The sequence below is a fragment of the Mesorhizobium sp. M7A.F.Ca.US.014.04.1.1 genome (assembly GCF_003998745.1).
Classification (GTDB): domain Bacteria; phylum Pseudomonadota; class Alphaproteobacteria; order Rhizobiales; family Rhizobiaceae; genus Mesorhizobium; species Mesorhizobium ciceri.
In genome coordinates, this window is record NZ_RZRW01000261.1 from 1 (window position 1) to 8,033 (window position 8,033).

Annotated in this window: 15 protein-coding genes; 9 read left to right on the forward strand and 6 right to left on the reverse strand. The window is 62.9% G+C overall.

Annotated features, from left to right (window positions below):
* The coding region (locus tag EOA22_RS18010; protein ID WP_164755598.1) for an NIPSNAP family protein at positions 1-266 on the reverse strand (266 nt) is incomplete at its 3' end.
* A gap of 149 nt (positions 267-415) precedes the next feature.
* Between EOA22_RS18010 and EOA22_RS18015 the strand changes: the two genes are divergently transcribed.
* The gene (locus EOA22_RS18015) at positions 416-1,042 is read left to right on the forward strand and encodes a TetR/AcrR family transcriptional regulator (RefSeq protein ID WP_164747190.1); all 627 of its coding nucleotides are present in this window, start codon (positions 416-418) and stop codon (positions 1,040-1,042) included.
* 20 nt (positions 1,043-1,062) lie between these two features.
* Here EOA22_RS18015 and EOA22_RS18020 read toward each other — a convergent pair whose 3' ends face one another.
* Positions 1,063-1,656, reverse strand: coding sequence for a hypothetical protein (locus EOA22_RS18020; RefSeq protein ID WP_013532403.1), 594 nt, complete (start codon positions 1,654-1,656; stop codon positions 1,063-1,065).
* 110 nt (positions 1,657-1,766) lie between these two features.
* Here EOA22_RS18020 and EOA22_RS18025 point away from each other — a divergent pair, with 110 nt between their 5' ends.
* Positions 1,767-2,897, forward strand: a complete 1,131-nt coding sequence (locus EOA22_RS18025) for a metallophosphoesterase (protein WP_164755603.1) — start codon at positions 1,767-1,769, stop codon at positions 2,895-2,897.
* A gap of 57 nt (positions 2,898-2,954) precedes the next feature.
* Here EOA22_RS18025 and EOA22_RS18030 read toward each other — a convergent pair whose 3' ends face one another.
* On the reverse strand, positions 2,955-3,134 hold the full coding sequence (locus EOA22_RS18030) for a CsbD family protein (RefSeq protein WP_013532401.1): 180 nt from the start codon (positions 3,132-3,134) through the stop codon (positions 2,955-2,957).
* A 198-nt stretch (positions 3,135-3,332) separates the two neighbouring features.
* Here EOA22_RS18030 and EOA22_RS18035 point away from each other — a divergent pair, with 198 nt between their 5' ends.
* The 7 genes from EOA22_RS18035 to EOA22_RS18065 all read left to right on the forward strand — a co-directional run bounded on the left by EOA22_RS18035 (position 3,333) and on the right by EOA22_RS18065 (position 6,855).
* On the forward strand, positions 3,333-3,986 hold the full coding sequence (locus tag EOA22_RS18035; RefSeq protein ID WP_063167709.1) for a glutathione S-transferase family protein: 654 nt from the start codon (positions 3,333-3,335) through the stop codon (positions 3,984-3,986).
* A 427-nt stretch (positions 3,987-4,413) separates the two neighbouring features.
* A complete protein-coding gene (locus EOA22_RS18040) occupies positions 4,414-4,623 on the forward strand; it encodes a cold-shock protein (protein ID WP_010915421.1) in 210 nt (69 codons plus the stop codon).
* A gap of 359 nt (positions 4,624-4,982) precedes the next feature.
* Complete coding sequence (locus tag EOA22_RS18045; RefSeq protein WP_013532399.1) at positions 4,983-5,210, forward strand: hypothetical protein; 228 nt, start codon at positions 4,983-4,985, stop codon at positions 5,208-5,210.
* Complete coding sequence (locus EOA22_RS18050; RefSeq protein WP_013532398.1) at positions 5,210-5,617, forward strand: hypothetical protein; 408 nt, start codon at positions 5,210-5,212, stop codon at positions 5,615-5,617. Before EOA22_RS18045 ends, EOA22_RS18050 begins: the two co-directional genes overlap by 1 nt.
* 1 nt (position 5,618) lies before the next feature.
* Positions 5,619-5,786: a hypothetical protein gene (locus EOA22_RS18055; protein ID WP_013532397.1), complete on the forward strand. Its 168-nt coding sequence runs from the start codon at positions 5,619-5,621 to the stop codon at positions 5,784-5,786.
* 55 nt (positions 5,787-5,841) lie between these two features.
* Entirely contained in the window at positions 5,842-6,162 is a 321-nt protein-coding gene (locus tag EOA22_RS18060) for a YkgJ family cysteine cluster protein (protein ID WP_032809400.1), read from the forward strand.
* 81 nt (positions 6,163-6,243) lie between these two features.
* Complete coding sequence (locus EOA22_RS18065) at positions 6,244-6,855, forward strand: LysE family translocator (protein WP_013532395.1); 612 nt, start codon at positions 6,244-6,246, stop codon at positions 6,853-6,855.
* A 95-nt stretch (positions 6,856-6,950) separates the two neighbouring features.
* Here the strand turns inward: EOA22_RS18065 and EOA22_RS18070 are convergent, their stop codons facing one another.
* From EOA22_RS18070 to EOA22_RS18080, 3 genes are all read right to left on the reverse strand, one after another.
* Positions 6,951-7,337: a nuclear transport factor 2 family protein gene (locus EOA22_RS18070; RefSeq protein WP_013532394.1), complete on the reverse strand. Its 387-nt coding sequence runs from the start codon at positions 7,335-7,337 to the stop codon at positions 6,951-6,953.
* A 16-nt stretch (positions 7,338-7,353) separates the two neighbouring features.
* The gene (locus tag EOA22_RS18075) at positions 7,354-7,800 is read right to left on the reverse strand and encodes an OsmC family protein (protein WP_013532393.1); all 447 of its coding nucleotides are present in this window, start codon (positions 7,798-7,800) and stop codon (positions 7,354-7,356) included.
* A 34-nt stretch (positions 7,801-7,834) separates the two neighbouring features.
* Positions 7,835-8,033 (reverse strand): zinc-binding dehydrogenase (locus EOA22_RS18080; RefSeq protein WP_164755601.1); only part of this gene is annotated, 199 nt, incomplete at its 5' end.

Consider the following 8,033-nt stretch of genomic DNA (forward strand, 5'->3'; position numbering starts at 1 on the left):
GGCCCGCCATAGAAAGCGGCAAGAGCATTTTTCCGCGCATCCATGCTGTCGAAGCCGCGCATCCAGACGAACATGTCAGGCCGATCGAGATCCCGGAACTGGCCGATGATGGTCATGCCGGCGGCCTCCTGGCCCTCGATCAGCCTGCTGTCGAAGATGTCGATGAGCGTGTCGCGTTGGCCTGGCTTCAGCGTGTATTGCCGCAACTCGACGACAGGCGAGGCGAGCGCCGAGGGTTTCGGCGCGACGTTCTGGGGCAGGTTCATCCGGCATTCTCCAAAACAGGGTGATTGTCCTGTTTGTAAAACAGACCGGTTGTCCTGTTTTGTCAATATGCTAATGTCCGGCAATGTCAGCAGAGATGATCGCTCAACCAAAACCGCGCCCGGGAAAACGCATCAACGACCCTGAAGGCATGCGCAAGAAAGTGCTCGATGTCGCCGAGGACGCGTTCCAGGCGCGCGGCTATCACGCCTCCAGCATCGGCGACCTGATGGCGGCGGCGGGTGTCAGCGGCGGTGCGCTGCATCACCATTTCCCGACCAAGAAGGCGCTCGCGCTGGCGGTGATCGACGAGCGTGTGGCGGCAGCGGTCGAAGAGACATGGATCGCGCCGGTGCTGGCGGCGGCGTCGGCCCGCGAAGGCGTGCGCGCGGTGTTCGAGGCCGTGGCGGCGCAACTGGAGCAGCAGGGTTTCGTGCGCGGCTGTCCGCTCAACAATCTGGCGCACGAACTGTCGCTTGCCGACCCGGATTTCCGCATTGCCCTTGCCGGGATATTTGCCGGGTGGCGGCGCGCGATTGCCGACAAGCTGCATGCCGACCAGCAGGTGGGCAAGGACGAGGGCACGGACCCCGAACGCTTCGCCGCGCTGACGGTCGCCGCCTATTCCGGAGCGATGTCGATGGCCAAGGCCACGCAGGATGCCGGTGTGCTGCGGGATTGTCTGGCGGGACTTGAGCGAAGCGCGCCGTCGCCATCGCAGGGCGCATTGGCGGCCAGGCGACGCAACAGGATACTGCCACGGCCGGGAACCCCTTGACTCGCCGTGCTCTGGTTCAGCTACTCGGCCAGCGGCTTGATCGTCTCGTAGCCGTTGACGGATTCCGAACTGGTGCCTTCATCGTAGCGCCGCGCGAGCGCGGCTTGCAGATCTGGCGCATAGAGGGCGGTAAATGAATCCAGCGTCTCGCCGGCACCGTTCTTGAAGGTCTCCTTGACCGCCAGGACATTGTATTTGCACTCGCCCAGGCTGAATGTCTCCTTGCCCTTGACGACCAGGCTCAGCGTCTTGGTGCCCTTCGGCGGCTTGTTCGGCGACAGCTCGACGAACTCTATCGCGGCCTTTGTCCCCGCCTTCAGCGGAAACAGCTTTCGCAGATCGGAAAGCGGGATCATCGCCAGGCGACCGGTGTCGCTGTCGCGAAACACCTCGATCAGGCCGGCAAACAGATACTGGGTTTGCGGCGATTGCGATTCGTAGGTGTTGGCAACCGACATCATCCCGCCGGCCACGGGCCGAAATTCGCTCTGGATGCCGGGCCTCGCCAGAACGAAACCCTTTCTGGCGGACTTGACGTCGACGCAACCGGCCGCATGCGCAGTGCTCGCGCACAACATCGCGGCCAGGATCATGCAGATAGGTGCGGCTTTCATTTTTCGTCCTCCTCCGCTTGCGCAAGCGAGACATGCCAGACCCGTGGCATCATGTCGATGATGGCGCAGAGGCGCTGGACGACCGGCCGCTGTCCATGCTGAATCAGCGTATGATGAATCGCCGTTCGACTGCATCGCTTTCCCGACGCAACTTCCTGGCGCAGGCTGCAGGATTTGCCGCGGCCGGCGCCTTGTCGCGCCCGGCCTTCAGCCAGACCGGGCAACGCGTCCAGTCGATCGACGCCACTTTCCTGTTCATCGCCGATGTCCATGCCTGCCGCATGGCGAGCGGCTTGAGCCCCAACTGCCTGCAGGAAGGCAAGACCGACGCCGCGCTGCTGCGCAACGTGGCGGCGCTGAATGCGCTTGGCGACAAGGACTGGCCAACTGAGATCAATGGCGTCGCCACCGGCCTGCGTTCGGCCGGCAGGATAGGCACGCCGCTCGGCCTTGTCGACGGCGGCGACAGCACCGACGATGGCGGCGGCCAGATCACGCAGCCGAGCGAGGGCACCCAACTGCTCCAGTTCAGCCAACGCTACAGCCAGGGCGTCGGTCCCGATCGCGTGCACATGCCGGTTTATATCGGGCTCGGCAACCATGATCTCGACCAGAACGGCCCGCCGCACCATGTCGACTGGTATCGGCGCGAACTGCGCGACTATGTCGAGGTCAACCATCGCGCCGGCGTGTTCTTCAAGCCGCCGGTGCCGGCCACCGACTATGATGTCGACACCGACTGCTACTCCTGGGACTGGGGCGGCCTGCATCTGATCCAGACGCATCGTTTCGCCGGCGATACCGGCCACGGCGCCGAGAGCAGCCTGCCATGGCTGAAGCAGGATCTGGCGACCTATGCGGCGGACGGCCGTCCGGTCATCCTGTTCCAGCATTATGGCTGGGACACCTTCTCGGTGGAACGTTGGGATGCCGCCAAGCGGCACTTCGATGATGACGGCAGTGGTGCGCCGCATTGGTGGAGCGAGGCCGACCGGCAGGCGTTGCTGGCGGCGCTGAAGGGCTACAATATCGTCGGCATTTTCCATGGCCACCAGCACGAAACGCCGCTGATCTATCGCAGGGACGGGATCGACCTGTTCAAGCCGAAGGCTGCCTATATGGGCGGTTTCGCGCTGGCCAGGGTGACCAGCGACGGCATGGACGTGGTGCTGGGCGAGGCGACCGGCGATCACGGCGAGGTCGCCTTCACCAATGCTTTCAGCAAGGGTTGGAGCACCTGAAAAAGGCGGCCTTCGCGACCGCCTTTCCCTCGATAAAGCGCGTTTGCCGATGTCGGATCAGAGCGCCTTCTTGACCTTGTCCTTGACGTCGCCATAGGCCTTCTGCGCCTTACCGGCGGTCCGGTCTCCCGTGCCTTCGGCCTGGGTCTGCCTGTTGCCGGTTGCCTTGCCCGCGGCTTCCTTGACCGAGCCCTTGACCTGCTTGGCCACGCCCGCAACCTGATCCTTGTTCACCATTTTTTGCGCATCTCCTGGGGTTCTGAATTCGGAGGAATTCATTTGCGGTAGCTAACGAGCCGGCGTCGGTTAGGTTCCAGGCGTCGCCCGGACGGCAGATCAGGTCGCGCGGCCGCCGCCCTGGGGCAAGGCTGGTGGGCTAGGCTGCGAACACGCGTCGACCATGGAATTTGGATGGCCGTGCATGCGGGGAGAAAAATGGCTGAATTCACGCTCTACATCGGCAACAAGTGTTTCTCCTCATGGTCGTTGCGGCCATGGCTGGCGATGAGGCATCTGGAGATCCCGTTCGAGGAAGGTTTCGTGCGGCTGCGCACACCTGAAACCTTTGCCAATCTGGCGAAAGTGTCGCCGACCGGTCAGGTGCCGGTGCTGAATCACAATGGCAAGATCGTCTGGGAAACCCTTGCTATCCTTGAATATCTCGCCGACCTGTTTCCCGAGAAAAAGCTCTGGCCGGCCGATATCGACGCCCGCGCGCTGGCGCGTTCGGCCGCGAGCGAGATGCATTCCGGCTTTCGCGAGGTCCGCTATGGCTGGCCGATGAATTTGCGCCGGCCGAAGGGCCACAAGCCGCTCGACGCCGAGGGCGAGGCGCAACGCGCCCGTATCGAGGCGCTGTGGCGCGAGTGCCGGGAAAAATACGGCAGGGGCGGCCCGTTCCTGTTTGGCCATTTCACCGCGGCCGACGCCATGTATGCGCCTGTCGTCACCCGTTTCGACACCTATGGCGGCACGCTGGCGCCGGATACGCGCGCCTATCTCGACGCCGTGCTGGCAACGCCGGCGATGCGGCACTGGTATGCCGAGGCGGCCAAGGAGAGGTGGCCGGAACCCGGCCCGGACGAATAGCCGGATCCAACGAAAACGCCCCTCGCACCTTTTATCGTGCGGGGGGCGTCTTTGCCATCAACCGTTCTTTCGATTGCTCTCACGAACTGCTGACGACAAGGCATAAATGCGCCTTTGCGCGGATGGTTCCTGGATGCCAGAAAATTTTTTCAACTTGGCGCAAGCGCGCTGTTTGGCGCCCGGTTTGCCGTCATGCCAGCTGGTTTGGCCTGGCGTTTTGGGAGAAATCCGCATCTGTGGCTTTATGCAAATTTGACAGCGCGCCAAAAGAAGCCTACAAGCAAATCGTCGATATTTGTTTGACTGACTTTTGTTATCCGCGCTTTCGAGCGCGCCTTTGACGAACTTCCCACATCAAAAATCGGGACAAACGACGTTGTGCATCCGCATGGCGTCGAACGAATATTTGCCATGGAAAGGGTTCGTCATGAGCACCGGCACAGTTAAATGGTTCAACGCCACCAAAGGTTTTGGTTTTATTCAGCCTGACGACGGCTCGGCCGACGTTTTTGTCCACATCTCGGCCGTAGAGCGCGCCGGCATGCGTGACATCGTCGAGGGCCAGAAGCTCGGCTACGAGATGGTCCGCGACAACAAGTCGGGCAAGATGTCCGCCGACCAGTTGAAGGCGGCCTGAAAAACGAATTCTGCTCTCCCGGTGACCACGGATGTACTGGCACCGGTGAGTGGCGAATTCGGGCGCATGGCCGCGGAGACCTGAGTTTCCACGGCATATCATGTGCATAAGCAGGGCGTTCCCGTGCGGTGCATCCTTTTGGATGTCATCTGGTTGCGCGACGCTCTCATGGAAGGTCAGGCGGTGCCTGGCCTTTTTCATTTTCCGCGCCTTGCCGCCGAAAGTGCGCTGCGCGCCGGCCTGGACGTGCTAAGGGACGCTCCAGCAATTTGAATTCGCCGCGCGTATTGCTTTGTGCGTGATCCTGACCGAAGACCCGGTCTCGCTCCATCGGCACAGGCTCCTGACAGGAGAAAGATTTGACCACCAGTTCAAAGACAACCGTCGATCAGGCCGTGTCCCTGTTCAGCAAGACGCAAACCCAGTCGATGTCGCTCAACCGCATCAATTCCGAGCGCGACGCCGTCAGTGAGGCACGCGAAGCCAAGACCGCGCGTCTGCGCGAATTGCGCCTGGAGAAGGAGGCCGACGAGATGGCCGCCGCCGCCGCGCTAGCCGCTTTGCCGAAGCGGGCCGGACGACGCTGATGGCCACCAAACGCGTACCGCCAACACCGATCGCCGCCGACGCAACCATTGCCGATATGGTCGAAGGCCTCGACAAGCCGGTCGAATTCGTCCGGCGTGTGCTGGAAAAGCTCGAGCGCTGCAAGCGTGCCCACGGTGATGCCCAGGTTCGCGTCGGCGTGCGCGGCCGCGCCGAATGCCCGAACTACCTGATCGAGTATGTCCGCGAAGACGCCAAGACCCATGAGCGGGTGACGTATCAGGACGCCGCCTACAGCGGCAGCACGCATCGCGAGCTGGCAGCCCATCACATCGAGGCGGTGAAAAACTGGTCGCCCGAGGAAATGAACATCACGGCCGTTTCGGCGCTGATCGGCCGCCTGCGCAATCCGCGCGCCCCATCATCGCGCTTCGCCGACGAGGACTGACATGGCCATAAAATTCTCCTCCAAGGATCAGCCGGCAGCCTCGGGTGCTGCGGCAAAACCGGCGAAGCCGGTTGCCGCGCCGAAAGCCGGCGACGCCACCGAGGCCGCGACCGACCTGTTCAAGTCGCCGGCGGATTCGCCGAAGGGCAAGACGGCCAAGAAGAAATAGCGCCTTGCCGCAAGACGCCGATCACAACCCCGCCGCGCCAGGGCTGTCCGCCCTGGTGGCCGCCGCAAGCGTTTTGTCGTCGCAACAGGGCACCTTCGATTGCCAAAGCTGCGGTGCCTGCTGTTCCTATTCGGCCGAGTGGCCGCGCTTTTCCACCGAGGATGACGCACAGCTCGACCGTATCCCGGAAAAATATGTCGCATCCGACCTGTCAGGCATGCGTTGCGAGGGCGTGCGCTGCTCGGCGCTGTCCGGCGAGATCGGCAAGTCGACCGCTTGCGGCATCTACGACGTGCGGCCGGACGTCTGTCGCGCCTGCATGCCCGGCGACGAGGAGTGTCTGATGGCACGCCAGGCGCTCGGATTACCGGTGTAGCCAATCTCCCGTCGCCTCCGCTTGTGCGCCGACCCGCAGCCCGGTACCTTCCTGGCTTGGTAGGGTGGCGGAGGAACCATCGTGAGCATCGAATTTCTGTTGACGTCCCTGATTGTCGTGGCTTCGCCCGGCACCGGCGTTCTCTACACGCTGAGCGCCGGCCTCTCGCGCGGTGCGCGGGCCAGCGTCATCGCCGCCTTCGGCTGCACGCTCGGCATCATCCCGCACATGGCCGCCGCCATCACTGGCCTGGCGGCGCTGCTGCACACCAGTGCGCTCGCCTTCGAGACGCTGAAATATCTCGGCGTCGCCTACCTGCTCTACATGGCCTGGAACACGCTGAAGGAAAAGGGCGGCCTCAGCGTCGAGCAGGATGTGACGCCGCGCTCGGCCGGCAAGGTGATTGCCACCGGTATCCTCGTCAACGTGCTCAATCCGAAACTGTCGATCTTCTTCTTCGCCTTCCTGCCGCAGTTCGTCAGCACCACCGAGCCCAATGCGCTGTCGAAAATGCTGGAACTGAGTTCCGTCTTCATGCTTTTGACATTCGTGGTTTTCGTCGGCTACGGCATCTTCGCAGCCTCGATCCGCAGCCATGTCGTCTCGCGGCCAATGGTGTTGACCTGGATGCGCCGGACCTTCGCCGGCGCCTTCGTCATGCTCGGCGCAAAGCTGGCGCTGGCCGATCGGTAGCGGGGAGCGGTTCAGTCTCGCTGATCCGCTCTCCTTTGTTGCGCTATGCCGGGCGAAAAGCGGTTATGCGCTTTCGGGGCATTGCTCGGGGCGCGCTACCCCTTCACATAGCCCATCGCTTCGACGATCCGCCCATCGGCCACACGCATGAGGTTGACGCCGCGCAGCGAATTGCCGTCGGTCATGAAATAGCGCCAGCGGATCGTTGCCCGGTCACCGGCAACGAAGGTTTCCTCGATATCGAAGCGCGTGCCGGCCTGGGTCGCGATCGCCGTCCAAAGCCCGACGCACGCTTCCTTGCCGGCATGGCGAGCGCCGTCCGGCGCCGGCACGGTGTTCTCGATCACGCAATCCTCGGCCACCAGCTCGGCGAGTGCCGAAGGATCATGGCGTTGGAATACGTCGTTGTAGCGCCGCATGATCTCGGCGGTCTTCTGGGACAGATCGTACGCGTTTGCGTCCATGACAATCTCCTGTGTCATCTTCTTTCTCCTGGCTTCATTGACCTTTGGTGGCTTCGACGAGCGTTGCCTTGAGGGTGATCTGAGACACGCCGCCAAGGGCCCGCGAGACGAGGCAGCCCGCCTTGGCGGACTGTGTAAGGCGCTCGAATTCATCTTCGGCAAGTCCCGCGACCTCTGCCTCGGTTTCGAGTTCGATGCGGGTGATCGTCGGACCGGCAGCGGTTGCGCCAAGATGCACCTTGGCGACGGTGCTGATGCTTGTCGGGACATAATTGGCGTTGCCCAGTATGGCGCTCAGCGCCATCGAGAAGCAGCCTGCATGCGCCGCGGCGATCAGTTCTTCCGGGTTGGTGCCCGGCCCGTTCTCGAAACGCGACGGGAAGGAATAGGCGCCTTCGAAGACGCCGCTGCCGAGCCGCAACCGGCCCGAACCTTCCTTCAACGTCCCTTGCCATTTGGCCGAGGCTTCACGAATTGTCATGGTCGTTCTCCCTTGGGTTTGAGGACTCGATGGGTCAGGCGCCGTCGATGATCACCTTCCCGAAGACGTCGCCCTGCTGGAAATAGCGATAGGCATCGCCGGCCTCGGTAAAGGCGAAGACCTTGTCGATGACGGGCCGCAGGCGGTGCTGCGAGACGGCGCGCAGCATGGCTTCGAGATTGGTCCGGCTGCCGACGAACAGGCGGCTGATGGTGGCGAGGCTGCGCTGGTAG